22 protein-coding genes are annotated in these 23511 nt (G+C 64.5%); 8 read left to right on the forward strand and 14 right to left on the reverse strand.

Annotation, left to right across the window (positions count from 1 at the left end; translation table 11 throughout):
- A partial coding sequence (locus KXJ60_RS01100; RefSeq protein ID WP_291123501.1) for a UvrD-helicase domain-containing protein occupies window positions 1-399 on the reverse strand: 399 nt, incomplete at its 3' end.
- Complete coding sequence (locus KXJ60_RS01105; RefSeq protein ID WP_291123503.1) at window positions 396-2996, reverse strand: PD-(D/E)XK nuclease family protein; 2601 nt, start codon at window positions 2994-2996, stop codon at window positions 396-398. The genes KXJ60_RS01105 and KXJ60_RS01100, both read right to left, overlap by 4 nt.
- Before the next feature lie 120 nt (window positions 2997-3116).
- On the opposite strand from KXJ60_RS01105, the gene trxA reads away from it, so the two are divergent.
- The 4 genes from trxA (at window position 3117) to KXJ60_RS01125 (ending at window position 7111) form a co-directional block, all read left to right on the forward strand.
- Window positions 3117-3449: a thioredoxin TrxA gene (trxA, locus tag KXJ60_RS01110; RefSeq protein WP_291123505.1), complete on the forward strand. Its 333-nt coding sequence runs from the start codon at window positions 3117-3119 to the stop codon at window positions 3447-3449.
- A gap of 187 nt (window positions 3450-3636) precedes the next feature.
- The gene (gene rho, locus KXJ60_RS01115) at window positions 3637-4899 is read left to right on the forward strand and encodes a transcription termination factor Rho (RefSeq protein WP_291123507.1); all 1263 of its coding nucleotides are present in this window, start codon (window positions 3637-3639) and stop codon (window positions 4897-4899) included.
- An 85-nt stretch (window positions 4900-4984) separates the two neighbouring features.
- Window positions 4985-5248 (forward strand): type B 50S ribosomal protein L31, encoded by a 264-nt coding sequence (locus KXJ60_RS01120; protein WP_291123509.1) that lies wholly within the window; start codon window positions 4985-4987, stop codon window positions 5246-5248.
- A gap of 129 nt (window positions 5249-5377) precedes the next feature.
- Window positions 5378-7111, forward strand: a complete 1734-nt coding sequence (locus tag KXJ60_RS01125) for a hypothetical protein (RefSeq protein ID WP_291123511.1) — start codon at window positions 5378-5380, stop codon at window positions 7109-7111.
- On the opposite strand, the gene phoR is transcribed toward KXJ60_RS01125, so the two are convergent.
- The 7 genes from phoR to pstS all read right to left on the reverse strand — a co-directional run bounded on the left by phoR (window position 7101) and on the right by pstS (window position 13715).
- Window positions 7101-8420: a phosphate regulon sensor histidine kinase PhoR gene (phoR, locus tag KXJ60_RS01130; protein ID WP_291123513.1), complete on the reverse strand. Its 1320-nt coding sequence runs from the start codon at window positions 8418-8420 to the stop codon at window positions 7101-7103. The genes KXJ60_RS01125 and phoR overlap by 11 nt on opposite strands.
- Window positions 8417-9148 (reverse strand): phosphate regulon transcriptional regulator PhoB, encoded by a 732-nt coding sequence (gene phoB / locus KXJ60_RS01135; RefSeq protein ID WP_291123514.1) that lies wholly within the window; start codon window positions 9146-9148, stop codon window positions 8417-8419. Before phoB ends, phoR begins: the two co-directional genes overlap by 4 nt.
- Window positions 9145-9846, reverse strand: a complete 702-nt coding sequence (gene phoU, locus KXJ60_RS01140) for a phosphate signaling complex protein PhoU (protein WP_291123516.1) — start codon at window positions 9844-9846, stop codon at window positions 9145-9147. The genes phoB and phoU overlap by 4 nt, the downstream gene beginning before the upstream one ends.
- 45 nt (window positions 9847-9891) lie before the next feature.
- A complete protein-coding gene (pstB, locus tag KXJ60_RS01145; RefSeq protein WP_291123518.1) occupies window positions 9892-10680 on the reverse strand; it encodes a phosphate ABC transporter ATP-binding protein PstB in 789 nt (262 codons plus the stop codon).
- A 45-nt stretch (window positions 10681-10725) separates the two neighbouring features.
- Window positions 10726-11580: a phosphate ABC transporter permease PstA gene (pstA, locus tag KXJ60_RS01150; protein ID WP_291123519.1), complete on the reverse strand. Its 855-nt coding sequence runs from the start codon at window positions 11578-11580 to the stop codon at window positions 10726-10728.
- Window positions 11581-11590: 10 nt separating this feature from the next.
- A complete protein-coding gene (gene pstC / locus KXJ60_RS01155; RefSeq protein WP_291123521.1) occupies window positions 11591-12589 on the reverse strand; it encodes a phosphate ABC transporter permease subunit PstC in 999 nt (332 codons plus the stop codon).
- Between the two features lie 94 nt (window positions 12590-12683).
- On the reverse strand, window positions 12684-13715 hold the full coding sequence (gene pstS, locus KXJ60_RS01160; protein ID WP_291123523.1) for a phosphate ABC transporter substrate-binding protein PstS: 1032 nt from the start codon (window positions 13713-13715) through the stop codon (window positions 12684-12686).
- A gap of 208 nt (window positions 13716-13923) precedes the next feature.
- On the opposite strand from pstS, the gene ppx reads away from it, so the two are divergent.
- A complete protein-coding gene (gene ppx / locus KXJ60_RS01165) occupies window positions 13924-15408 on the forward strand; it encodes an exopolyphosphatase (protein WP_291123525.1) in 1485 nt (494 codons plus the stop codon).
- A 113-nt stretch (window positions 15409-15521) separates the two neighbouring features.
- The gene (locus KXJ60_RS01170; RefSeq protein WP_291123527.1) at window positions 15522-15965 is read left to right on the forward strand and encodes a hypothetical protein; all 444 of its coding nucleotides are present in this window, start codon (window positions 15522-15524) and stop codon (window positions 15963-15965) included.
- Window positions 15966-15996: 31 nt separating this feature from the next.
- Here the strand turns inward: KXJ60_RS01170 and KXJ60_RS01175 are convergent, their stop codons facing one another.
- The 5 genes from KXJ60_RS01175 to KXJ60_RS01195 form a co-directional block, all read right to left on the reverse strand.
- Window positions 15997-16479, reverse strand: a complete 483-nt coding sequence (locus KXJ60_RS01175) for a histidine phosphatase family protein (RefSeq protein WP_291123528.1) — start codon at window positions 16477-16479, stop codon at window positions 15997-15999.
- A 19-nt stretch (window positions 16480-16498) separates the two neighbouring features.
- Window positions 16499-18577 (reverse strand): polyphosphate kinase 1, encoded by a 2079-nt coding sequence (ppk1, locus tag KXJ60_RS01180; protein ID WP_291123530.1) that lies wholly within the window; start codon window positions 18575-18577, stop codon window positions 16499-16501.
- Window positions 18578-18653: 76 nt separating this feature from the next.
- Window positions 18654-19754, reverse strand: coding sequence for a glycosyltransferase family 1 protein (locus KXJ60_RS01185; RefSeq protein WP_291123532.1), 1101 nt, complete (start codon window positions 19752-19754; stop codon window positions 18654-18656).
- 27 nt (window positions 19755-19781) lie between these two features.
- Window positions 19782-20693 carry a UDP-2,3-diacylglucosamine diphosphatase gene (locus KXJ60_RS01190; protein ID WP_291123534.1) on the reverse strand — a complete coding sequence of 304 codons (912 nt, stop codon included), beginning with the start codon at window positions 20691-20693 and terminating at the stop codon, window positions 19782-19784.
- Entirely contained in the window at window positions 20693-21556 is an 864-nt protein-coding gene (locus tag KXJ60_RS01195; RefSeq protein ID WP_291123558.1) for a GNAT family N-acyltransferase, read from the reverse strand. Before KXJ60_RS01195 ends, KXJ60_RS01190 begins: the two co-directional genes overlap by 1 nt.
- Before the next feature lie 315 nt (window positions 21557-21871).
- Here KXJ60_RS01195 and KXJ60_RS01200 point away from each other — a divergent pair, with 315 nt between their 5' ends.
- Window positions 21872-22300 (forward strand): DOMON-like domain-containing protein, encoded by a 429-nt coding sequence (locus KXJ60_RS01200; protein ID WP_291123536.1) that lies wholly within the window; start codon window positions 21872-21874, stop codon window positions 22298-22300.
- Window positions 22301-22305: 5 nt separating this feature from the next.
- Complete coding sequence (locus KXJ60_RS01205; protein ID WP_291123538.1) at window positions 22306-23508, forward strand: DUF1343 domain-containing protein; 1203 nt, start codon at window positions 22306-22308, stop codon at window positions 23506-23508.
- Window positions 23509-23511 lie beyond the last annotated feature (3 nt).

A 23511-nucleotide genomic window follows, 5' to 3' on the forward strand; every position in this document is an offset into this window, starting at 1 on the left:
GTGGAAGGTGCGCACCTGCACGACGCGGCCCTGCGCCATCAGGCGCACATGCAGGCTGCGGGCGTCGGGCGCGCGGCGGATGGCGTCGGCCGCGTCCAGCCCGCGCGCGCGCAACTCGCCCGCCAGCGCCTCGTCGGTCAAACCGGCCCAGCGGCGCAGCTCGGTGTTGAGACGGTCGCGCATTTCGCCCGCGGCCTTCTTGGTGAAGGTGATCGCCAGGATGTCTTGCGGCGCGCAGCCGTCCAGCAGCGCGCGCAGGATGCGCGAGACCAGCATCCAGGTCTTGCCAGCGCCGGCGCAGGCTTCCACCGCGATGCTGCGCGACGGGTCGCAAGCCAGCGCATAGAAGGCGTCACGCGCGGCAGGTGTGCCATTGATACGGTAAGCGGGGGCATTCATTCAACACCCCAGAAGTCTTTGCGGCAGAGCCCGCGGGCGGCACAGAAGTCACACACGCGGCCCTCGCCCAAGGCGGGCATGGGCTGGCCCGCGGCCACCCGCGCCATGTCGTGCGCCAGGCCCTCGCGCAAATGGTCGCGCGCCATCAGCACATCGGTTTGTTCAACCAGCCAGGTGGGCGTGTCCTTGCCGCCTTCGCCGCGCTTGTCGGTGATGCTGAGGTACGCCGCGCGGAGGTTGTCGTCGGGCAAGAGCGCCGCATAAAACGCAAGCTGTGTGTCTTCCAGCGGTTCCTTCACACGGTCGTTGGTCTTGCTGCGGCTCTCGGTCTTGTAGTCGATCACGAACGGAATGGGGCCTTCAGGGCTCTGCTGAATGTCGATCCGGTCCAGCTTTCCATACAGCTTCCAATTGCCCGCGTGTGAAGTCAGCGCGGCTTCGGCCTGGACAAACCGGGGCCCCGGCCGGGCGTCGGTCGCCTCGAAGCCGCCCAGCCAGTCCAGATAGCCTTCGCGCAACGCCGGCCACACCGCCTGGTACGGCAGAAAGCCGGCACCGCCCTCGCCAGCATTCAGGCCCATGGCCGCGGCGGCTTCGTCGGCCAGGCGGTCGAGGTGGGCGCAGTCTGCCTGACGGCCCGGACGTTGGTCCCCGCGCTGTTCGTGAAATGCACGCAGCACCGCATGCAGCCAGTTGCCCATGTCGCGCTGGTCGGGCTCAGCCTCCAGCTCAGCCGACTCGACCAGCCTCAACTGCCGCAGTGCGAAGAACCGATACGGACAGTCGCGCAAGTCCTGGTAGGCGCTCGCCGAGAGCGACTCCGGCAGCACGTCGCAGGCCGACGGACTGGGCCGGGGCAATGTCATGGCCTCCAGCGCGCGCTGCCCGCGCGGGTCGCCGTTGCGCTGTGCGGCGTTCGGCAGCGCCTGTATCCAGGCGCTGGGTAACACCGCTTCCCCGCGGTCCTGGGTGCGCCAGAGCAGGTCCAGCTCCGGCAACGCCAGCGTGGCTTGCCAAGCGCCCGCAGCCGCCTGGGCCAGGGCCTCGCGCGAAGGCAATCCCAGCAGCTCGCGCTGGACAGCGGTCCACTCGCCAGACGGCTCCGGGCTGGGGCTCAGGTGGGCCTCATCGCAACCAGGCACGACCGCCGCAGCAAACGCGCGTCCCAGCAGTTGAGCCATGGGCAACACCACCACCTGCGGATCGGCAGCACTGCGTGGCATGAAGCTGGCTCCCTCGAGCACGTCCCTCACCCAAGCCGTCAATGCCGAGAGTGAGAGCTTCGAACCAGTCCGCGCAGCGCCACCCATGGCGTCGGCGACGCCCGCCAGCTCCATGGCAGCGCCCTCACCCAGCCGAAGCGACTGCAGCAACTGCTGTCCCGCCGGGTCGTTCTGCAAGGCAGGCAGCAGTCCGCACACCTGCAGCGCGCCGCCAAGATCGTGCAGCCACTGGGTGAGCACGCGGGCAGGCTGCAGGCCTTGCAGCAGCGGCTCCAACCCGGTGGGCAGCACCTGCGCCAGGCGTTCGTGCTGGAGCGCAGACCGCCAGCGCGACACGCCGAGTTCACGCGCCAGCTGTTCGAGATGGAGCACATGCGCATCGGGCCAGGCCGGCGCTTGTTTGAGCAAGTCCAGCACATCGTCCATCGACGCTTGCGGCTGCGCTGCGCGAAGCAGGCTCATCAAGCGCGCAGCGGCGTGCGTGGTGGAGAGCTTCCAGCCCGTTTCATCGCGCACAGAAACCCCGGCGCCGTGCAACATCGCGCTGACACGGCGCGTGAGCAACCGATCATTGGCCACCAGCGCCACAGGCGCACGACCTGCGTTCACATGCTCGATCACGCAGGCAGCGGCGCGCTGGGCTTCATCCTCGGCGTCACCACACGCATGCAGACGCGCACCGACGTCCCTGGATGTCAGCTCAAAAGGTACCGACAACGCGTTCAAGCCCCAGTGCGAAACCAATGCGGCGGCGAGCGGGTCCGCCTGGAAGCCCTGCAGCACCACCAGAAAGTCGGCCGCAAAGCCCGGTTGCGCCGAAGAGCTCCACAGCACATCGGTGGCGTATGCAGATGTGCTGGCCCAGGTCAATGCCAGCGACGCCAGCAAGCCTTCCCACTGCAGCGCCTGCGGACCAGCGGTCAAGGCGGTGCGCAGCGGTTCTGCCCAGGCAAGACGCTTCGTGGGCGGGCGGGCGGCAGCCAGCGGCGCAAGCTGGCGCGCCGCCTCGACGAGGCGCGAGACCATCACTGAGCGCAATGCAGCGTCGGCACGCGCGGGCGCCACGCGGTCAATCAGCGCCGCCGCCATCAAGCTGTCTCGGGCCATGTCCATGCAGATGTCGCCTGGACCCGGCGCAAAGGGCTGCAAGCTGGTCGCCCAGTTTCGGCTGGACTCGAAGCGCGGTGAAAAGCCAGTGGGATGAACGCGGGCCCAGGCGCGCCGACCCGCATCCATCAGCTGGGCGTACGGCACCAGCACCACCAGCCGATCGGGAGACAGCGCGCGCGCGCGCAGCACCTCGTCAATCTCGCCGACAAGTCGCTCCCATGCCAGAGCCACGTCACGGGCGCGGTCCGAGCTTACAGGCGTCATGGAAATGGGGGTTTCTGTCACAATGGCGGGCCGGACATGCCAGCGGCGTTGAAACCGCCTTGAACTGCTGGCAAGTGCCCCAAACTGTAACCTCCTGCTCAACGACTTTTAGGACGAATCATGGCCAGCGACCTGATCAAACACGTTTCCGATGCCAGCTTCCAGGCTGATGTGCTGGACGCCGGAGCGCCAGTGCTGGTGGACTTCTGGGCCGAGTGGTGCGGCCCCTGCAAGATGATCGCCCCGATCCTCGACGAAGTGGCGGGCTCTTACAACGGCAAGCTCAAGATCGCCAAGCTTAATGTGGACGACAACCGCGACGTGCCTGCCAAGTTCGGTATCCGCGGCATTCCGACGCTGATGCTGTTCAAGGATGGTCAGCTGGCTGCCACCAAGGTGGGTGCCGTGAGCAAGGCGCAACTCACTGCATTTATCGATCAGCAATTGGCCTGAGCGCAATGCTTCAAGGTGCCTGGGTGCAACGCCCGGGCACCGGTTCCCCGGCCCCGGTTTTCCTGTCATAATTTGACGCGGCGGCCCCGACAGAGACCCGCCCTTCTTTCTGCGCACCGTCCGCCATCCGGACGCAGGCGCACCCCCTCCCCCGGTTTTGACTCGACTCCCTCTCGGAGTGAATTCCATGCACCTTAACGAACTCAAGGCACTGCACGTGTCTGAAGTCCTCAAGCAGGCTGAAGCGCTTGAGATCGAAAACCCTGGCCGCATGCGTAAGCAGGAATTGATGTTTGCCATCATCAAGAAGCGCGCCAAAGGGGGTGAACTGGTCTACGCCGACGGCGTTCTGGAGGTCTTGCCCGATGGTTTCGGCTTCCTGCGCGCGCCCGACACGAGCTATACCGCCAGCACCGACGACATCTACATCTCGCCCAGCCAGATCCGGCGTTTCAACCTCCACACCGGGGACATGATTGAAGGTGAAGTGCGCATCCCCAAGGATGGCGAGCGCTACTTCGCACTGAACAAGCTCGACAAGATCAACAGCCTGCCGCCTGAGGACAACAAGCACAAGATCATGTTCGAGAACCTGACGCCGCTGTTCCCCAAGGAACAGATGCGCCTGGAACGCGACATCAAGAGCGAAGAGAACATCACCGGACGGGTGATTGACATCATTGCCCCGATCGGACGCGGCCAGCGCGCCCTGATCGTGGCGCCACCCAAGAGCGGCAAGACGGTGATGATGCAGCACATCTGCCATGCGATCACTGCCAATCACCCCGAGGTGGTGTTGATGGTGTTGCTGGTCGACGAACGCCCCGAGGAAGTGACGGAAATGCAGCGCACCGTGCGCGGAGAAGTCATTGCCTCCACCTTCGACGAGCCCGCAGCGCGGCACGTGCACGTGGCCGAGATGGTGATCGAGCGCGCCAAGCGCCTGGTCGAACTCGGCAAGGATGTCGTGATCATGCTCGACTCGATCACCCGCCTCGCCCGCGCCTACAACAACGTGCTGCCTTCCAGCGGCAAGGTGCTCACCGGCGGTGTGGACGCCAACGCCCTGCAAAGGCCCAAGCGCTTCTTCGGCGCAGCCCGCAAGATCGAAGAAGGCGGCTCGCTCACCATCATCGCCACGGCACTGGTGGACACCGGAAGCCGGATGGATGAAGTGATCTTCGAAGAGTTCAAAGGCACAGGCAACTGCGAAATCCACCTGGACCGCCGCCTCTACGAAAAACGCGTGTTTCCATCCATCCAGCTCAACCGCAGTGGCACGCGCCGCGAAGAGCTGCTGCTGCAGCCCGAGATTCTGCAGAAGACCCGCATCCTCCGACAGTTCATGTACAACATGGACGAAATCGAAGCCATGGAGATGGTGCTCAAGAGCATGAAGTCGACGAAGAACAACTCCGAATTCTTCGACATGATGCGTCGAGGCGGTTGACGCTATAATTCGAGGCTTTGCTGACTGCGGCAAGTACAACGGAACGGTTTCGTTGCGGCTGTTGCACCTGAACTGAAAGATACGCATGAAAGACGGCATTCACCCCAACTACCGCGAAGTCTGCTTCCAGGACCTCTCCAATGGCTTCAAGTTCGTGACGCGTTCCTGCGCCAGCACGAAAGAGATGATCAAGATGGAAGACGGCCGCGAGCTGCCCCTGTACAAGCTGGACACCTCGAGCGAATCGCACCCTTTCTACACGGGCACGCAGAAAAGCGTGGACAACATGGGTGGTCGTGTGGAGCGTTTCCGCAACCGCTACGGCAAGGGCACCACGGCAGCCAAGTGATGCCGCTGACAGAACCCCGAAGGTTCTGGCACCTTGCAAGAAAGCAGCCTGCCCGGGCTGCTTTTTTTTCGCCCATGCGATCAGCGCACGCACCCATCGCGTCGTGTTGACCCCTGTATATTTGCCGCAGTGAACCAGCCCACCCCCGCCATCGTTACCCAGTCGGCCGTGCGACGCCTGCCCAGGGTCGCCTTGATCCTGTTTTGCGCCGCCTACGTGTTGCCGGGTTTTCTGGGCAGGGAGCCCTGGAAAAGTGCCGATGTCTCGGCATTTGGCGTCATGCTTGAAATGGCCCTGGGTCGCAGCGAGTGGTGGAATCCGCAGGTGCTCGGCATGGGCGCAGAAGAAGCCGGCCTGCTCCCCTATTGGCTGGGCGCCTCCTTCATCCGGCTGCTGCCGTTCGTTTCGGCCGAGTTCGCGGTCCGCATTCCGTTCGCGCTGTTGCTCGCACTCACGCTTGTGTGCACCTGGTATTCCGTTTATCACCTGGCCCGCCAGCCAGCAGCTCAACCGGTTGCGTTTGCCTTTGGGGGTGAAGCACAGCCGACCGACTACGCACGTGCGCTGGCCGACGCCGGTTTGCTGGCGTTGATCGCTTGCCTGGGCCTGGCGCAGCTCTCGCACGAAACCACGCCCGACCTGACGCGACTCGCCTGGGCATCGCTGATGTTGTTTGCCGCAGCGCGCCTGGCGCATCCTGGCAACCGCCGTCCAGGTCGCAGCGTGTTCGCCTGGGGATTTGCCAGCGCCGCGTTGATTCTGAGCGGAGCGCCGTGGATGGCCGCGTGGCTGGGCGGTGGCCTGCTGCTCGTTCTGTGGTTCTCTCGACGTGGCGGATCTGCCATGCCATCCGCGACCGATGAGCCACTTGAATCGACCACCGCCTTGCGAGACCCACTGCCTTGGGCCACAGGCTTGTTTGGCGTGGTTTTCGCCGTCTCGATGCTCTTGGGATGGGTACCAGCACCGGCCATCGAGACGCCGCTGGATCAATTGCAATGGGTCAGCTGGGGCAAGCTGTTGGTGTGGTTCACCTGGCCTGCGTGGCCCTTGGCGCTGTGGACGCTCTGGCGCTGGCGCCATCAATGGCTTCAGCCCCATGTGGCACTGCCACTGTGGGCCGTTCTGGTGAGCGTGGCCGACAGTGCAATGTCTGACGGGCGTGATCGCGCGTTGCTGCTCGCGCTGCCGGCCATGGCCGCGCTGGCGGCATTCGCGTTGCCAACGCTGCGCCGAAGCGTGTCGGCGCTGGTGGACTGGTTCACGCTGGTGTTTTTCTCAGGCTGTGCGCTGGTGATCTGGGTGATCTGGATCGCCATGCAAACAGGTGTGCCCGCGAAGCCGGCGGCCAACGTGGCGAGACTCGCGCCGGGATTTGTACCGGAGTTCTCCCTGATCCTGTTTGCACTCGGCGCAGCTGCGACTGCCGCATGGCTGTGGCTGGTGGCGTGGCGGGTGGGAAAGCATCGGCAGGCACTGTGGAAGAGCCTCGTGCTGCCTGCGGCCGGCAGCACCTTGTGCTGGCTGTTGCTGATGACACTCTGGCTCCCCCTGCTCGACTTCGGTCGCAGCTACGGCCCGATCTCGCGCGGTATTGCCGGGCTGGTCGGCAAACAGAGTTGTGTGCTGGCTGATGGCCTCAATCAGGCGCAGATCGCCGCTTTGCAGTACCACGGTGAACTCGAGCTGGTCCGCAGCAGCGACGGCAACGCCGGACGCTGCCGCAGCATGGTGGTGGCGCCCGAGAGTCAACCGACATTGAACGAACGTGTCGACCTCACGCAGTGGGCATTCAAGGCCACGGTGCGCCGCCTCACCGACAACAAGGAAAGTCTGCTGGTGTACCAGCGCGTCAGCCGTTGACGCGCTCGCGCACCCGTGCGGGAGGCAGGGCAATCGCGAACGTCGACCCTTCCCCCAGCACGCTCTGCACCTCGATGTGACCACCATGGCGCTGGGCCACGTGTTTCACGATGGCCAAGCCCAGGCCAGTCCCGCCCGTTTCCCGCGAACGGCTGCGGTCCACACGGTAAAAGCGCTCGGTCAGTCTGGGAATGTGCTCGGCAGCGATGCCAGGCCCCGTGTCGCTGACGAAGAACTCCACCCAGCCATCGGCGCGCAGTCGCCACCCCGAGCGGATGCGCCCACCACCGGGTGTGTAGCGCACGGCATTGCTCATCAGGTTCGACATGGCACTGAGCAGTTCGGTGCGGGCACCCGACACCCAGAGATCCGGCCCGGTCATCCGCTCAATCTCATGTGGCGTGGGAGAAATGGCGTGCGTCAAGCCTTTGGCTTCCTGCACCACATGGCTCAGGAGCTCTTCGGCGTCAATCCACTCGCCGGGCCCGGGCGCCGGGCTGCCCTCCAGCCGCGACAGCGTGAGCAAGTCGCTCACCAGCGTTTGCATGCGGTGCGCCTGCTGACTCATCAGGTCCAGATAGCGGGTGCGGTCGGCTTCCTCCAGCGGAATGCTCTGCATCGTTTCCACGAAGCCGCTGAGCACCGTGAGCGGCGTGCGGATCTCGTGTGAAACGTTCGCCACGAAATCGCGGCGCATTGCCTCTGCCAACAACACGGCGGTCACGTCTCGCGTGATCATCAGCTTGCGCTTCTTGCCGTACGGATGCACCTGCATCGAAATCTTGGTCGGCTGCGAGGGCCGCGGACCTGGGCCGTCGATCTGGATCTCATGCCCGAAGTCGCCACCGGCCAGGTAGGCCGTAAAGGCCGGGTTGCGCACCAGGTTGCGCACGTACTGCCCCAGGTCACGCTGCGGATCAAAACCCAGCTGGTTGGCAGCCGTCAGGTTGGACCACTCGATACGCCCGGACGAATCCAGCAGCACCACGCCGTTGGGAGACGCCTGAATGGCGGCCAGAAAGTCTTCGAGCCGTGCGTCGCTGCTCTGGGCCTTTTTCTCCAGCTTCTTGATGACCTTGCGGCAACGCTCGACCAACTCGCCCCAGACACCGCCCAGATTCGGCGCACGGGTGGCCTCGCCCTTGTTGAGCCAGCGCAACACACGCCGCGCGCGAACCCCGTCAAGAAAGGTCCATGCCAGCGCACCGACCAAAGCGCCTGCAAATGTGATGGCTGGCGACTCCTGTGCCCAACCCCAGACCGCCCCCAATGCGACCAGGAGCAGCAGTTCGATGGCGCGGCGGGTCATGTGGCCGAGATCGGGGTGCCTTGCGCCGGTTTACCGGTGTGATTCATCGACGTCAGGCGGTAACCGGCGCCACGCACCGTCTCCACCATGCCGGACGCCTCACCGAGTGATTCCCTCAATCGTTTGACATGCACGTCCACAGTACGCTCCTCGATGAACACATGGTCTCCCCAGACCTTGTCGAGCAGCGTACCACGCGTGTGCACGCGCTCTGCGTGCTTCATGAGGTAGTGAAGCAATTTGAATTCGGTGGGCCCGACCTTGAGCTCGGCGCCACGGAAAGTGACGCGATAGGTGGCCGCGTCCAGCGCCAGCTCGCCCACCTGCACGGAGTCGTTGACGATCTCGGGCGCCCGGCGACGCAGCACGGCACGGATGCGCGCCAGCAACTCCTGGGTGGAGAACGGCTTGGTGATGTAGTCGTCCGCGCCTGCATCGAGCCCTTGCACCTTGTCGCTTTCGTCGCTGCGGGCGGTGAGCATGAGGATGGGCACGGTCTTTGTGCGCTCGTTCTTGCGCCACTGCCGCGCCAGCACGGCGCCGCTCTCGCCCGGCAACATCCAGTCGAGCAAGATGACGTCAGGCAACACGGCGTCGACCTCGCGCTGGGCTGCCGCTCCGTCAAATACCACGGTGGGCGCGAAGCCGTTGTGCCGCAGGTTGACAGCAATCAGTTCGGCAATGGACGGCTCGTCCTCGACAACGAGCACGCGTGGGAGTTTTCTCATCCGACCACCGACTCCACTTCCGACATCGGCGCATGGCGCACATCTTCACCCTTGACGATGAAGATGATCTGCTCGGCGATGTTCTTGGCATGGTCGCCCACGCGCTCGATCGACTTCGCCAGGAACAGCAGGTCCAGGCTGGGCGAGATGGTGCGGGGGTCTTCCATCATGTAGGTGATGAGCTTGCGCAGGAAACCGTTGTACTCGTGGTCGATGGCGTCATCGCCTTTGATGATGGCCACCGCCATCGCGGTATCCAGCCGGGCAAAAGAGTCCAGGGTCTTGCGCAGCAGCGCGGCGGCCAGGTCGGCGGCCATGCGCAACTCCGAGCTGGGCAGGTTGCGTGGCGAGCCGTTCTGGATGATGGACTTGACCATGCGTGCGATGCGGGCCACCTCGTCGCCGGCGCGCTCCAGGTTCTGCGTGGTGCGCGAGATCGCCATCAGAAACCGCAGGTCACGTGCCGTGGGCTGGCGGCGGCCAATGGTGGAGATGATCTCGTGATCGATCTGCACCTCCATCTGATTGATGCGCGTCTCGTTCTCCAGGACTTGCTCAGCCGACTCCTGGCTCATGTGGATCAGCGCATACACCGCCTGGTGCAGCTGGGATTCGACCAGGCCGCCCATTTCGAGCACATGCGTGGAGATGGAGTTCAGCTCGGCGTCGAACTGACTGGAGATGTGTTTGTCGCTCATGAAAGGTCTCCCGTTGGATCGCTGTGGGGTCGGGTACGAGAGGGCTCAGCCGAAGCGGCCCGTGATGTAGTCTTCCGTCTCGGTCTTGCTGGGCTTGAAGAAAATCTGCTCCGTAGACCCGAACTCGATCAGCTCGCCCAGGTACATGTAGGCGGTGTAGTCGCTGCAGCGCGCGGCCTGCTGCATGTTGTGCGTGACGATGGCGATCGTGTAGTCCTGCTTGAGTTCGTGCACGAGCTCCTCGACCTTGCCGGTGGAAATGGGATCCAGCGCCGAAGTCGGCTCGTCCAGCAGCAGAACCGAAGGCTTCACCGCCACGCTGCGCGCAATGCACAGACGTTGCTGCTGGCCGCCCGAGAGCGACAAGCCGCTCTGGTTGAGCTTGTCCTTCACCTCGTTCCACAGGGCTGCCTTGGACAGCGCCCACTCCACCCGGTCATCCATCTCGCCGCGGCTCAGGTCTTCGTACAGCTTCACGCCGAAGGCGATGTTGTCGTAGATCGACATCGGAAACGGCGTCGGCTTCTGGAACACCATGCCGATGCGCGCGCGCAGGAGGTTGATGTCCTGCTTGGCATCCAGAATGTTCTGACCGTAGAAATTGATCTCGCCCTCGGCGCGCTGGCCCGGGTACAGGCTGTACATGCGGTTGAGCGTGCGCAACAAGGTCGATTTGCCACACCCCGAAGGCCCGATGAAGGCGGTGACCTTGCGCTCTTCGATGTTCATGTTGACGTTCTTGAGGCCCTGGAACTTGCCGTAGAAGAAGTTCAGGTTGCGCAACTCAAGCGCGTTCTTGGTGCTGGCTGCGGCGGCCGTAGCGGTGTTGGGCATGTTGGGTTCCGTATCGGTTGTTCGGTTGTGCAGGACGGGCGGCAATCAGCCCACCTTCTTCTCGCGCAGGAAGACCCGCGCCACGATGTTGAGTGCGAGCACCGAGAGCGTGATCAGCAGCGCACCGCCCCAGGCCAGACGAATCCAGTTGTCGTAAGGGCTCAGCGCAAACTGGAAAATCACGACCGGCAGGTTGGCCATGGGCGCGCCCATGTCGGTGCTGAAAAACTGGTTGTTCAAGGCGGTGAAGAGCAGCGGTGCGGTCTCGCCGCTGATGCGGGCCACCGCCAGCAGCAGGCCCGTCATCACGCCGCTCTTGGCCGCGCGCAGCGTCACCAGCGTGGCCACCTTCCAGCGCGGCGCACCCAGCGCGAATGCGGCTTCGCGCAAGCTGCCAGGCACCAGCCGCAACATGTTCTCGGTGGTGCGCACGACCACCGGAACGGCGATCAGCGAGAGCGCCAGGCTGCCTGCCCAGCCAGAGAAGTTACCCACGGTGGCCACGGCGATCGCATACACGAACAGACCCAGGACGATCGATGGTGCAGACAGCATGATGTCGGTCACGAAGCGTGTGAGCTCGGCGGTCTTGCTGGTGTCGCCGTACTCGGCCAGGTACACACCCGCGAAGATGCCGATGGGTGTGGAGACCAGCACCGAGAAGCCGACCATCAGCAAGCTGCCCACGATGGCGTTGGCCAGGCCACCGCCCTCGCTGCCGGGTGCGGGCGTGGACTGGGTGAACATGTTCCAGTCCAGGGCCGCAAGCCCGTTGCTGAACAGCACGCTCAGGATCCAGAGCAGCACGAAGAGGCCCAGCACCATGGCGCCCATGGACAGGGACAGACCAACCGCGTTGGCGCGCTGGCGGCGCTTGTAAAGACTTTGGTTGAATTCCATGGCGGTGTCCTCAGAGTCCCTTGGCCTTTTCGGCGCGCAACAACATGATCTTGGCGGCCGACAGCACGATGAAGGTGATCACGAAGAGCAGGAAGCCCAGCGCGAACAGGGTGGACAGGTGGAAGTCTGCCGCTTCGCCAAACTCGTTGGCCAGCGTCGATGCGATCGAGGTGCCGGGTGAGAACAGCGAGGTGGGCATGCGGTTGGCGTTGCCGATCACAAACGTGACGGCCATGGTTTCGCCCAGCGCGCGCCCCAGGCCGAGCATGATCCCGCCAATGACGCCCTTCTGGGTGTAGGGCAGCACCACACGGCGCACCACTTCCCACGTCGTGCAGCCCAGGCCATAGGCCGACTCGCGCAGGATGGGCGGCACGATCTCGAACACGTCGCGCATGACGGCGGCAATGAAGGGCAGGACCATGAACGCCAGCACGATGCCAGCGGCCAGAATGCCAAAGCCGTTGGTGCTGCCGCCGAACAGGAAGCCCACCAGAGGCATGCCGCCCAGCATTTTTTGCACCGGCATCTGGAAATAGTCGGCAAACAGCGGCGCGAACACAAACAGGCCGAACATGCCGTAAATGATCGAAGGAACGGCCGCCAGAAGCTCCACGGCCGTACCCAGCGGACGGCGCAGCCAGACGGGGCAGGTTTCGGTCAGGAAGAGCGCGATACCGAAGGCCAGCGGCACCGCAATCAGCAGTGCAATGCTCGCACTGGCCAGCGTGCCCACGATGGCAATCGCGGCGCCAAATTCTTCATTGATGATGTCCCACTCGACACGCCAGACAAATCCGACGCCGAACTTCTGGAAGGTCGGCCAGGCGTTGATGAACAGCGAGACGATGATGCCCAGCAGCGCCACCAGCACCAACAGCGAAAACGCCTGCGTGATGCGGTGAAAAAACACGTCCTGGATGCGTTGCCGCCGGGCAATCGACTCCATGTCGGGGTTGCCCGTTGTAGCGGACACGGGTTGCGAACTCATGGTGGTACCCAGGCTCATGTTGGTCTTCTTCCGGAGGTTTCCGGCTCCTCAACACAGTGCCCGCCGACCGGGGCAAACCAGACGGCGGACACAGTGCGCGGAACAGCCTAACTTACTTGGCGATTTCCGTCCAAACCTTGGAGCGAATCTGGGCGGTCAGGCTGTCGGGCAGCGGCACGTAGTCCAGCTCAGCGGCCATGCCCTTGCCGTTCTTGAACGCCCAGTCAAAGAACTTGAGCACTTCAGCGGACTGCGCCTTGTCGGCCGGGTTCTTGTACATCAGGATGAAAGACGCCGTGCTCACAGGCCAGCTGTCCGCGCCCTTGGCATTGACCATCGACACGCCCATGCCGGGCACGCTGAACCAGTCGGCGCTGGCAGCCGCAGCCGCGAACGTCTTGTCATCCGGGCTCACGTACTTGCCGTCGGCGTTCTGGAGCTGCAGGAAGTTCATGTTGTTCTTCTTGACGTACGCGTATTCCACGTAGCCCAGCGCACCCTTGACGCGGTTGACGTTGGCGGCCACGCCTTCGTTGCCCTTGCCACCGACCGACGAAGCGGCAGGCCACTTCACGGCGGCGCCCTTGCCCACGGTATCGGCCCACTCCTTGCTGACCACGGTCAGGTAGTCGGTCCAGTTGAAGGTGGTCCCGGAGCCGTCGGCACGGTGCACCACCGTGATATTGGCATCAGGCAGCGTCTTGCCCGGGTTCAGGGCGGCCAGCTTCGGGTCGTTCCACTTGACGATCTTGCCCAGGAACATTTCGGCCAGCACGGGGCCGGTCACGCGCAGTTCGCCGGGCTTGAAGCCGTCGAGGTTGATCACAGGCACCGTGCCGCCAATGATGGCGGGGAACTGCACCATGGCGTCTTTTTCAAGGTCGGCGCCGGGAACGGGGGCGTCGGTGGCGCCAAACGCCACGGTTTTGGCGCGGATCTGGCGGATGCCACCCGAGGAGCCGATGGACTGGTAGTTCAGGCCCGTGCCGGTTTCTTTCTTGTAGGCCTCAGCCCATTTGGCATAGATCGGGAACGGGAACGTGGCGCCAGCGCCGGTGATGTCAGCGGCCAATGCGGCGCCCATGCCGGCGGTGGCCATGGCGGCGGCAGCAATGGACTTGAGGAAGATGCGTTTGTTGATCATTCGGTGACTCCTAGCGGTTGGGATGCAGAACAGCCACGAATGTAGGCAGGCAATGTGACATCTCCGTGACATCGAACGGTTGTCACACAGCGTGTTGCCCCGAGCGCTGTCTGGCCTGCCGGCAGGGTACGGCCATGCGTCACAATCCGGGTCTTCCCGCACCAACCTGCCCCATGGGCCCTTCTCTGGCCCTACGCCGCCGTCTCGCATGCAAAACGGAACCCTCCTCGCCGCCATCGACCTCGGCTCCAACAGCTTCAGGCTGGAAATCGGCCGGTACCAGTCCGGCCACATCGAGCGCATCGAGTACCTGAAGGAGACGGTGCGCCAGGGGACGGGGCTGGACGAAGAAAAAAACCTCAGCCAGGCGGCCATGGAACGGGGCTGGGAGTGCCTGGCCCGCTTTGCCGAGCGCCTGCACGGCTTCAAAAAACAACAAGTGCGGGCGGTGGCCACGCAAACCCTGCGGGAAGCGCGCAACCGGGACGAGTTCCTGCGCAACGCCCAGACCATTCTGGGCTTCTCGATTGACGTGGTGTCCGGGCACGAAGAGGCACGCCTGATCTACCAGGGCGTCTCGCGGTTGCTGCCGCACTCAGACGAGAAGCGCCTGGTGGTGGATATTGGCGGACGCTCCACCGAAATGATCCTGGGTCAGGGATACACCGCGCGCAACATGGAGTCGTACCGGCTGGGCAGCGTGGCCTGGTCCACGCGCTACTTCCCGCGGGGTCAGTTCAGTGCGTCCGCCTTCAAGACCGCTGAAGTGGCGGCCAAGGCCGTGATTGACGAGGCGCTGGACAAGTTTCCGCCTGCGGAGTGGACGGTGGCCTACGGATCTTCCGGCACCGTGGGTGCGGTGGCAGACATGCTGGCCGCCAACGGCTGGGCATCGGGGGTGGTCACCCGCTCTGGTCTGGACTGGTTGACCGACCGCCTGATCAAGGCGGGCAGCGCAGAGCAGATTCGCCTCGAAGGCCTGAAGGACGACCGGCGCCCGGTCATTGGTGGCGGCGTGAGCGTGCTGCGTGCGATCTTCGACCTGTTCGGCATTGAGCAAATGGTGCCTGCACAAGGCGCCCTGCGCCATGGCGCGCTGTACGACCTGATCGACCGCGACACCGACGGTGGTGACGTCCGCGAGCGCACCGTGCGCTGGCTGGCCCACCGCTTCTCGGCCGACGAGGCGCAGGGCAAGCGCGTGAGCGACGTCAGCACGGCCCTCTTCTCGCAGATCGCCGCGCTGGACGCGCAAAACGAGCGCTACTCGCAAAAACTGGCCTGGGCCGCGCGGCTGCACGAGATCGGCACACACATCTCGCACGAACGATCTCACCACCACGGCGCGTACATCCTGGACAACGTGGACGCACCCGGCTTTTCGCTGCCCGAACTGCACCGCATGAGCCAGCTGGTGATGGGCCAGCGCGGCAAACTGCGCAAACTCGAGGAAGCGCTGCAGGACGAACTGTTTGCCAAGCAGTTGATGGTGCTGCGCCTGGCGGTGCTGCTGTGCCATGCACGGCAGATGCCGGAATACCAGTCCATCAAGCTGAGCTACAAGTCACGCGCTTTCAAGCTGTCCACCAACCCCGGCTGGGCGAAGCGCTATCCGCAGTCGGCGTGGCTGCTGGGTGAAGAAGTCGTGGCCTGGCAAAAATCGGCCTGGAAATTCACCGCAGACATCCGATGAGGCCAACAGTGCAAACACCGCACTGTCACCGCTTCGTCACGCATTTGTCATAACGGTGTAAACGGTATATACCGTTTAAAATTTCACTCCTTTTCAACCATCGGAGTGAGCACATGGCCAGTCAGAGCAGCAAATCCAGCCCCAAAAAACCCAAGCTGGTGCGCGACAGCTTCACCATCCCCAAGAACGAGTTTGCGGCCATCGAGAAGCTCAAGGACCGCGCGATCGCACTGGGCACGAGCGTGAAGAAAAGCGAGCTGTTGCGCGCGGGTTTGATGAGCTTGCAGGGGCTCGGTGACGCCGCCTACAAAGCAGCGCTGGCCGCTGTACCCACACTGAAGACCGGGCGCCCGGCGGTGACCAACACAAAGGCGGCACCCAAGGCGACAGCAACTGCAGCGGCCAAACCCGCTGTAAAGGTGGTCGCCAAATCTGCCGCAAAGCCCGCGACCCCGACAGCCGCCAAGAAGGCGTCCGTCAAAAAGGCGGTCGCCCCAGTGGCAAGCGCACCGGCACCGCGAGCACGCCGCACCAGCGCAGCGGCCAAAAAGGCTTGATGCAGCCCGGTTGCAGCGAAGCGCTGCCGCGTCAGATCAGCTCGGGCGTCTGAACCGTGACCACGACTGTCTGGCCTGTGCCAGCACGCTCGCGGTGGCGCAGCCACCACACGGCGCCCTTCTTGACCGAGCAGTCTTCCTCCTGCAGCCGCAGCAGGCGTGCCACCACGCGGCCCAATGTGGGCTGATGCCCGACGACCACCACAGGTGACTTTCCGCATGGCCATTGCACGAGTTCGAGCAGGGCCAGCAGATCGCCCTCAGGGCAAAGCTCATCGCGAAGCTTGAACTTGCGTCCCAAGGCCATTGCCGTCTGTTCGCAGCGCGCTGCCGGGCTGCTCCAGATGCGAGCGCCCTCGGGCAGTTGCCGATCCAGCCAGGCCGCCATGCGGGCCGCCTGCTTTTCCCCGCGCGGCGTGAGCCGCCGTGCCAGGTCCAGGGCGTCACCGGGCCGACCTGTGAGCAGCTCGGGATGCTCTTGCGCCTCCGCGTGCCGCCACAGGATCAGATCCATGGACCGGCCCTCCATGGCGTCAGCCCTTGCTTCCATACAGCGCCATCAGGCTGGCCTGTGCGGAATGAAGCGTCGGGCGCTGGCGGCCATTCGGTTGCGCACTGGCCGGCACGTAAGTGCCCTCCGGACGCAACAGCCAGGCATCTTTGGTGTCGTGCAGGTAGGCCTGCAGGCATTCGTCGATGATGCGCCGGCGCAGTGCCGCATCCGTCACGGGCCAGGCCAGTTCGATGCGGCGCAACATGTTGCGGTTCATCCAGTCGGCGCTGGAGAGCCACAGCTCCTCCAGTTCACCTGTACGGAAATAGAACACGCGTGAATGCTCGAGCAGCCGGCCAATCACAGACCGCACGCGCACGTTGTCGGTGAAACCGGGCACCTGCGCGGGAAGGATGCAGGCCCCGCGCACGATCAGATCAATCTTCACACCGTCCTGCGATGCCATGGCCAGTGCGCGGGCCAGGGGCTCGTCCGTCAGGGCGTTCATCTTGAGGATGATGCGGGCGTCCTGCCCCGCCTTCGCGGCAGCACCGGCTGCCTCGACCTTGTCGAGCATGGCCTTGTGGAGGTGGAAGGGTGCGATCAACGCCTTGTTGAGTTTGGGCAGCCGGTTCTGGCTGGCCAGGTGCAGGAAGATCTGCTCGAGGTCGGCGGTGAGCGCGTCGTCGGCCGTGAGGTAGCTCAGGTCGGTGTAGAGCCGTGCCGTGCCCGGGTTGTAGTTGCCCGTCGAGAGGTGCGCATAGCGGCGCAAGCCGTGCGCCTCGCGGCGAGTCACGAGCAGCATCTTGGCGTGCGTCTTGAGGCCGACCACACCATAGACAACCTGCGCCCCCACCGACTCCAGCCGCTCGGCGTAGTTGATGTTGGCCTCCTCGTCAAAGCGCGCCTTCAGCTCCACAACAGCGGTGACTTCCTTGCCGCGCCGGACCGCTTCGCGCAGCAGGTTCATCAGCTCCGACTTGGCGCCCGTGCGGTAGATCGTCTGCTTGATGGCCAGCACGTCCGGGTCTTCCACCGCCTCCCGCAAAAAACCCAGCACCGCGTCAAAGCTCTCGTAGGGCTGATGGATCAGCACGTCGCCTTGGCGCAAGCGCTCGAAATAAGACTGCCCCGGCGTGAGCTGGGCTGGCCAGCCGGCGTTGTAGCTGTCAAAGCGAAGCGCGGGCGCATCCACCTTGTCGATCAGCTGGTTCAGCCGCACCAGGTTCACAGGGCCAGGCACACGGTAGAGCGCGCGCTCAGGCAGCGCAAACTGCTCCAGCAAAAAGTCGGACAGATGAACGGAACATCCTGCCGACACCTCCAGCCGCAAGGCCTGCCCATAGTGACGCTGCTGCAGGCCCTTGCGCAAGGCCGTGCGCAGGTTCTTCACCTCTTCTTCGTCCACCGCCAGATCGGAATGCCGCGTGACGCGGAACTGCGAAAACTCCGTCACCTGGCGCCCGGGGAACAGGTCGTTGAGATGCGAGCGGATCAGACTGGAGATGGAGACGAAATGCGTCTGCCTGGAGCCCTTGACCGGCGGCATGCGAAAGAAGCGCGGCAGAATGCGCGGCACTTTCACGATGGCGATTTCGTTCTCACGCCCGAACGCGTCTTTGCCGGTGAGCCGCACGATGAAGTTCAGCGACTTGTTGGCCACCTGCGGAAACGGATGGGCAGGATCGAGCCCGACCGGCATCAACAGCGGCTGCACTTCCTTGACAAAAAATTCCTTCACCCATCGGCGCTGACGCGGATTGCGTTCACCGTGGGAGATCAGCTTGATCCCCTTCTTTTCCAGCAAGGGCAGCAATTCGTCGTTGTAGATCGCGTACTGCTGCGCCACCAGCGCGTGCACTTCGTCCGAGAGTTGCTCATAGGACTGTGCGGTGTAAGGGCCACGCTGTTCGTTGGCGCGCGCAGCCGTGAGATGCGGAGCCACTCGGACCTCAAAGAACTCGTCGAGGTTGCTCGACACGATGCTGAGGTAGCGGAGTCGTTCGAGCAGCGGCACATCGGGGCGGCGCGCCCAGTCCATCACGCGCGCGTTGAAAGCGAGGATGCTGCGGTCGCGATCCAGGAAAGCTTGCTTGGAATGGAGGGTGTTGCCGCTCATGGATGCCGATGGGATCGGGAGGTTCGCCTGCTGCCCACCGCTCCCGACGGGTGTCTCTTGGCGCACGATGTGTCGATTATTCAACGATACGGTGACGTTTGTGTGACAGCGCAGCACCGCCCGAGGGCACGGGCGCGATGGCCGCGGGCCGTTGACGGCGAGGCCGCGGCAGCACGCTCAGGTGCGCCACAAACAGCGCAGCCGCACGGCCCCATCCAAAATGCAGCGCCCTGTCACGCGCTTCATGGCGTTTGACCTTGAGCGCATCGCGCCACGCCTGCCCAAGGTCTTCACGCAACGCCCCTGCGCCGCCATGGCCGACCACCTGCAAGGGACCATCCACCGGATAGGCCGCCACGGGCACGCCACAGGCCATGGCCTCCAGCATGACGAGGCCAAACGTTTCGCTGCGGCTGGGGAAGACGAACACGTCGGCCGCGGCATACACCTGCGCGAGCTCATGGCGAGGCAGCACACCCAGCCAGTGCACGTTGGGGTAACGCTGGCGAAGCGCAGACGCGAGCGGCCCGACACCGCACACCACCTTGCTGCCGGGCACATCCAGGCGCAGGAAGGCATCGAGGTTTTTTTCATGGGAGAGATGCCCCACGAAAAGGCTGACAGGGTGCGCAAGCGGGCCCAGCGGTGCATAGACCGTGGGTGGGTCAGCCAGCGCAAACTGGCGCGTGTCCACACCGTGGGTCCAGGCGCGCAGCTGCCCGAAGCCTCGCCCTCGCAACATGTCCAGCACACCCTGCGTGGGTACCATCACGCCGCAACTAGGGCGGTGAAACCAGCGCAACAAGGCGTAGCCCCACGAAACTGGCAGGCGCCACGCGGCATGCGCGATTTCCGGAAACTTGGTGTGAAAGGCCGTGGTGAACGCGAGCTTGCGGCGCAAACAGTAGCGCCTTGCCGCCCAACCCAACGGACCTTCGGTGGCGATGTGGATCGCATCGGGTTCGGCCGCCTGCATCAACTCGCGCAAGCGCCGGCCCGGAAACCATGCGATCTGGAGGCCGGCGTAGCCAGGGCAAGGGCGGGTATGAAACTGACCGGGCTGAATCACCACCACCTCGTGGCCCATGGTCTGCAACTCGCGAGCCAGCTCGACCAGGGTGGTCACGACGCCATTGACCTGCGGCAGCCACGCATCGGTCACGATCAGAATCTTCATGCGCAGTTACCCCGTGACCTGTGGCGATCAGGACGATCGACTGTCAACCCGTGTGCCGGCCTCGCTCACCGCCGGCTGGCCTGTTTTGGCCGGGTCACCCCAATGCACCAGCTCCAGGCGACCGTCGAAGTGCTCCACCAGCGCGGTGAGGCTTTCCACCCAGTCACCGTCGTTGCAATACAGCGTGCCGTCGATGCGGCGCATCTCCGCCCGATGGATGTGGCCGCAGACGACCCCCTGATAGCCGCGCGAGCGTGCCTCGGCCGCCACGGCACGCTCAAAGTCGGTGACGTAGTTCAGCGCGCTCTTGACCTTGTGCTTGAGGTATTGCGAGAGCGACCAGTACGGCAAACCCATGCGCGCGCGCAAGGAGTTGAGGTGGCGGTTCAACCGAAGCGTGAACTCGTACGCGTTGTCACCCAGGTACGCCAGCCACTTGGCGCACTGGATCACGCCGTCGAAATGATCGCCGTGCACCACCCACAGCCGCTGGCCATCGGCCAGGGTGTGCACCGCCTCGTTGGCGACTTCGATGCCGCCGAAGTTGTGACCGTCGAACTGGCGGGCAAACTCATCGTGATTGCCAGGCACGAAGACCACCCGACAACCTTTGCGCGAGCGTCGCAGGAGCTTTTGAACGACGTCGTTGTGCGCTTGCGGCCAATGCCATTTGCGGCGCAGCTGCCAGCCATCAATGATGTCGCCCACGAGGTACAGCGTCTGGCTCGGGTGATGCTTGAGAAAGTCCAGCAGCGGCCGCGCCTGGCAGCCAGCGGTGCCCAGGTGCAGGTCTGAAATGAAGACGGTGCGGTAGCGGGCGCGCTCACCGGGTTCGGGCGCCTCATCGTTGTCTGCGTCGCCTGCAGCCCAGACCCCGGCCGCCTCCGGCAGCCCGGACTTGACTGCCCACCCACCGAGGACGTCGACGGCGGTGCGCATCAAGCCCCCAGAAAGTGCTTGCGGTAGCGCGCCGGCAAATCGGAGATGCGCATGAGCATCGGAAGATCCGCGGCGTTGAAGTCTGGATCCCAGGCCGGTGGGCCCAGCACCTTGGCGCCCAGGCGCAGGTAGCCCTTGATCAGCGCGGGCGGCTCCACATCCAATGTGTCGTCCAGTTGCTCGATCGGCAGGGGCAGGCGCGGACGCACGTGAAAGTCAATCGGCGCCAGGTGTTTCTCCTTCACCTGCCGCCAGATGCTGGCTGCTGCGTGCCCACCACCGACCACGCCGTGCGGGCCCTCGTGCTGCATCGGAATGCTGGCGCAGCCGATCATGGTGTCGAGCTGGTTGCGCGTCATGAACTCGGCCAGCGCGCCCCACAGCGCCATGATCACGCCACCGTGCCGGTGTTCGCGGTGGACACAGCTGCGGCCCAGCTCCACCATGCGGTCGCGCACATGGCGAAGGCGGGTCAGGTCAAACTCGGTGTCGCTGTAGGTGCTGCCCACCCGCTTGGCCTGCGCCGGCGTCAGCACACGGTAGGTGCCGATCACTCGGCGGCTGGTAGCGTCGCGCACCAGAATGTGCTCGCAGAAATCGTCAAACAGGTCCACATCGTGGCCAGGCAGGTGTTGCGGCAGTCGCGCTCCCATCTCTGTGGCAAACACCGAATACCTCAGCTGCTGCGCTTCGCGAACCTCGTCCAGATGCCGCGCCCACGAGACATCGATGCCACCGGCTTCGGATGCGCCCGACGCTTGGCCCACCAGAGACGAGGCGGTGATAACCGAGCGGGGATGAAGCGACCCCCTGGGCAGGTTCACGGGCGAGAGATCGAGCGTGGGGGTGGGCAGTTCTTTCATGGCGCGCTCCGTGGACGGTGCACCCGACGGGGGTGCGTAGATGAATGCAGGCGTGGTCATGAAAAGGCAGTGTGCGAATGCCGGGTGACTCCCGCATGGCGAATGCATGAACTTTTGGTGACACACGGGCACGGCAGAGCCTGCGTCAGGCGCCCTGCCAAAATACGGGCTGTGACCCATCCAGCCCCTTCCCTGCGCGCAACGCTGCGCTGTCACGCGGCCACCCCGGCAAGCCTCCCACTGTCCGTCACTGCAGAGGTCCAGGCTCAGGCCGATGCCCTGCGCCTTCGTTACACCTTGCGCGGCGACACCCGCTTGCTGCGCGTTCCCGCGCCCACCGCGCCGGTGCCCACCGATGGCCTGTGGCGCCACACGTGCTTCGAAGCTTTTGTCGCGGTTGGCGACGAGCCCGCGTACCGCGAATTCAACTTCTCGCCATCCAGTGCGTGGGCGGCTTACCGCTTTTCTTCCGAGCGTCAGCGCGACGAAGGCGCCGAAGCGCGCGAACGCGTGTTGTTGCGGCCACCCCAAGTCACCCTCACGCCGCAGGCCATCACGCTCACGGTGCGTGTACCGGCCACGGCGCTGCCCCGCAGCCCTGCGGTGCTGTCGCTGGGTTTGTGCGCCGTGATTGAAGAGCACGATGGCCGTTTGAGCTACTGGGCGCTGCACCATCCCGCTGCGCACGCCGATTTCCACCACCGCGACGGTCGCACGCTGCGGCTCGCCGCGCCTTTGAGCTGATCAACATGCAATTCGGTATCGAACGGTTCCTTCAAGATCCCGCACTGCGCGCGCCCCTGAAAGACCGCCGCGTGGCCCTGCTCGCCCACCCCGCCTCCGTCACACGCGAGCTCACGCACTCACTGGATGCACTGGCAGCGCTGCCCGACATCCGGTTGAGCGCAGCCTTTGGGCCGCAGCATGGCCTGCGCGGCGACAAGCAGGACAACATGGTGGAGTCGCCCGACTTCAACGATCCCCGTCTGGGCATACCCGTGTTCAGTCTCTACGGCACGGTCCGTCGCCCCACCGACGCCATGATGGACAGCTTTGACGTGTTGCTGGTCGACCTGCAGGACCTGGGCTGCCGCATCTATACCTTCATCACCACGCTGCGCTATGTGCTGGAAGCCGCTGCACGGCATGGCAAGGCGGTGTGGGTGCTCGACCGGCCCAACCCCGCCGGTCGCCCCATTGAAGGTCTCACGCTGCGGGCCGGCTGGGAAAGCTTCGTGGGCGCCGGCCCGATGCCCATGCGCCACGGCATGACCATGGGCGAACTCGGCCACTGGTTCATCGCCACGCTGGGGCTGCAACTCGAGTACCGCGTCATCACGATGAGCGGGTGGTCGCCCGATGCCGCGCCCGGCTTTGGCTGGCCCACCGAGCGAACCTGGGTCAACCCCAGCCCGAACGCCGCCAACCTCTCGATGGCGCGCGCTTACGCCGGCACGGTCATGCTGGAGGGCACCACGCTGAGCGAAGGCCGTGGCACCACACGCCCGCTGGAGCTGTTTGGGGCACCCGACATCGACGCGCGCCGTTTGATCGCAGACATGCAGCGGCTGGCGCCTCAGTGGCTCGAGGGTTGCGTGCTGCGCGAATGTTTCTTCGAGCCCACCTTTCACAAGCACGTCGGTCAACTCTGCGCCGGCGTCCAGATTCACGTAGAAGACCCGACGCACTACGAACACGATCGCTTCAAGCCCTGGCGGCTGCAGGCGCTGGCGTTTCGTGCATTGCGGCTGCAGGCCCCGGGCTACGCGCTGTGGCGCGACTTCGCGTACGAATACGAGCACGACAGGCTGGCCATCGATCTCATCAACGGTGGGCCGCTGCTGCGCGAATGGGTGGACAACGTGTCCGCGTCGCCCGAGGCGCTGGAAACCGCCGCTGCCGCCGACGAAGCCGCCTGGGCCGAGGCGCGCAAGCCCTACCTGCTGTACTGAGCC

The organism is Hydrogenophaga sp., from assembly GCF_019264445.1.
In the GTDB taxonomy this organism is placed as follows: Bacteria; Pseudomonadota; Gammaproteobacteria; order Burkholderiales; family Burkholderiaceae_C; genus Hydrogenophaga.

Excerpts from the sequence above, each read along its gene's own strand:
- KXJ60_RS01105 (WP_291123503.1), bottom strand. The coding sequence starts at position 2,996 with ATGACGCCTGTAAGCTCGGACCGCGCCCGTGACGTGGCTCTGGCATGG.
- trxA (WP_291123505.1), top strand. The coding sequence starts at position 3,117 with ATGGCCAGCGACCTGATCAAACACGTTTCCGATGCCAGCTTCCAGGCT.
- rho (WP_291123507.1), top strand. The coding sequence starts at position 3,637 with ATGCACCTTAACGAACTCAAGGCACTGCACGTGTCTGAAGTCCTCAAG.
- KXJ60_RS01120 (WP_291123509.1), top strand. The coding sequence starts at position 4,985 with ATGAAAGACGGCATTCACCCCAACTACCGCGAAGTCTGCTTCCAGGAC.
- phoR (WP_291123513.1), bottom strand. The coding sequence starts at position 8,420 with ATGACCCGCCGCGCCATCGAACTGCTGCTCCTGGTCGCATTGGGGGCG.
- phoB (WP_291123514.1), bottom strand. The coding sequence starts at position 9,148 with ATGAGAAAACTCCCACGCGTGCTCGTTGTCGAGGACGAGCCGTCCATT.
- phoU (WP_291123516.1), bottom strand. The coding sequence starts at position 9,846 with ATGAGCGACAAACACATCTCCAGTCAGTTCGACGCCGAGCTGAACTCC.
- pstB (WP_291123518.1), bottom strand. The coding sequence starts at position 10,680 with ATGCCCAACACCGCTACGGCCGCCGCAGCCAGCACCAAGAACGCGCTT.
- pstA (WP_291123519.1), bottom strand. The coding sequence starts at position 11,580 with ATGGAATTCAACCAAAGTCTTTACAAGCGCCGCCAGCGCGCCAACGCG.
- pstC (WP_291123521.1), bottom strand. The coding sequence starts at position 12,589 with ATGAGCCTGGGTACCACCATGAGTTCGCAACCCGTGTCCGCTACAACG.
- pstS (WP_291123523.1), bottom strand. The coding sequence starts at position 13,715 with ATGATCAACAAACGCATCTTCCTCAAGTCCATTGCTGCCGCCGCCATG.
- ppx (WP_291123525.1), top strand. The coding sequence starts at position 13,924 with ATGCAAAACGGAACCCTCCTCGCCGCCATCGACCTCGGCTCCAACAGC.
- KXJ60_RS01170 (WP_291123527.1), top strand. The coding sequence starts at position 15,522 with ATGGCCAGTCAGAGCAGCAAATCCAGCCCCAAAAAACCCAAGCTGGTG.
- KXJ60_RS01175 (WP_291123528.1), bottom strand. The coding sequence starts at position 16,479 with ATGGATCTGATCCTGTGGCGGCACGCGGAGGCGCAAGAGCATCCCGAG.
- ppk1 (WP_291123530.1), bottom strand. The coding sequence starts at position 18,577 with ATGAGCGGCAACACCCTCCATTCCAAGCAAGCTTTCCTGGATCGCGAC.
- KXJ60_RS01185 (WP_291123532.1), bottom strand. The coding sequence starts at position 19,754 with ATGAAGATTCTGATCGTGACCGATGCGTGGCTGCCGCAGGTCAATGGC.
- KXJ60_RS01190 (WP_291123534.1), bottom strand. The coding sequence starts at position 20,693 with ATGCGCACCGCCGTCGACGTCCTCGGTGGGTGGGCAGTCAAGTCCGGG.
- KXJ60_RS01195 (WP_291123558.1), bottom strand. The coding sequence starts at position 21,556 with ATGAAAGAACTGCCCACCCCCACGCTCGATCTCTCGCCCGTGAACCTG.
- KXJ60_RS01205 (WP_291123538.1), top strand. The coding sequence starts at position 22,306 with ATGCAATTCGGTATCGAACGGTTCCTTCAAGATCCCGCACTGCGCGCG.